Below are 1,601 nucleotides of genomic sequence, written 5' to 3'. Positions count from 1 at the left end.
CGCGCGCGGCGTGGGTCTCAGCCTCGACTACGCGCTGCTCGGCGGCGCCGCCATCGACCGGGCCGGCGTCCCGCTGCCCGACGAGACGGTGGCGAAATGCCGCGCGGCGCAGGCCGTGCTGCTCGGCGCGGTGGGCGGCCCCAAATGGGACGGGCTCCCCTCCGAACTGCGCCCCGAAAAGGGCCTGCTCGGCATCCGTTCGGCGCTCGGCCTCTATGCCAACCTGCGCCCCGCCACCATCTTCCCGGCGCTCAAGGCCGCCTCCCCCCTCAAGGACGGGATCGTCGGCGCGGGGGTGGACATCATGGTGGTGCGCGAGCTCACGGGGGACGTCTATTTCGGCGAGCACAGCCGCTTTGAGCGGGACGGGGTTCTCCACGGCAGGGACATCATGGGCTACAGCGTGCCCGAGATCGAGCGGATCGCAAGGACCGCGTTTGCCCTGGCGCGCAGGCGGGACCGCCGCGTGACCTCGGTGGACAAGGCGAACGTGCTGGAGACCTCGCGCGTCTGGCGGGAGACGGTCACCCGCGTGGCGGAGGAGTTCCCCGACGTGGCGCTTACCCACATGTACGTCGACAACGCCGCCATGCAGCTCGTGCGCAATCCCGCGCAGTTCGACGTGCTCGTGACCGGCAACCTCTTTGGGGATATCCTCTCCGACGAGGCCTCGATGATCTCCGGTTCGATCGGCATGCTCGCCTCCGCGAGCCTCGGGGACGGGCCTTTCGGCCTCTACGAGCCGATCCACGGCAGCGCCCCCGACATCGCGGGGCAGGGAAAGGCCAATCCGCTGGCGACCATCCTCTCGGCGGCGATGATGCTGCGCTACACCTTCGACCTGCCCGAGCTGGCGGGAGCGGTCGAGCAGGCGGTCTCCGACGCGCTCGGGACGGCGCGCACCCCCGACATCCAGGGGGACGGGCTGCCGGTGTGGACGACCGGTCAGATGGGCGAATTCGTTGCCCACAGGGCCGCCGGGCTGCTCGCGTGAGCGGCCGGAAAAATTTGCGTCCGGCCGCGTGAAAACGGGCCATTCGGCGCACCTTATGAACAGAAATCAGTAATCCGCCGCGGGACGGCTCCCGCAGGGAGGGATACCAATGGGACTTTTCAGGGCGCTCAAGACCAACGCAAAGCGGGCATTGGCGGGCAACTGGGGCAGGGCGATCGGGATCATGCTGATCTCCATGATCCCGGGAGTGCTGATCAACCTGCTGGAATACGGCATCCGCGAGGTGAGCGGCGTGTCGGAATTCGTCAACCGCTCGGGCACGGGCAACGCCTTCCGGGCGGCGGCGAACATCGCCCCCGCCTCCATCGCGATCACGGCGCTCGTGTCGCTGCTCGTCTTCTTCATCATGACTCCGCTGCGGCAGGGAATCCTCCGCTGGTATTACCGCCGCACGGGCGGCGAACGGGAGGGCGTTACGGGAATTTTCCACTATTTTGAGACGGCCGCCGGATATTTCCGCGCGCTCTGGCTCAATTTCCTCATCGGGCTGCGGATGTTCCTGTGGACGCTCCTGCTCATGGTCCCGCTCGTCCTGCTGACCGGGCTGCTCTCCGTCGCGGGCCGCGCGGGCCGCGCCACCCGGACC

Annotated in this window: 2 protein-coding genes; both read left to right on the top strand. The window is 68.5% G+C overall.

Features of this window, described 5'->3' with window-relative positions:
• Positions 1 to 994 (top strand): 3-isopropylmalate dehydrogenase (gene leuB / locus RDM88_RS12830; protein ID WP_308755213.1); only part of this gene is annotated, 994 nt, incomplete at its 5' end.
• A 109-nt stretch (positions 995 to 1,103) separates the two neighbouring features.
• On the top strand, positions 1,104 to 1,601 hold a 498-nt coding region (locus tag RDM88_RS12825), incomplete at its 3' end, for a hypothetical protein (RefSeq protein ID WP_308755212.1).

Source organism: uncultured Anaerotruncus sp., assembly GCF_902490045.1.
Classification (GTDB): Bacteria; Bacillota; Clostridia; order Oscillospirales; family Ruminococcaceae; genus Anaerotruncus.
This window is presented reverse-complemented; position numbering and strand designations above follow the sequence as displayed.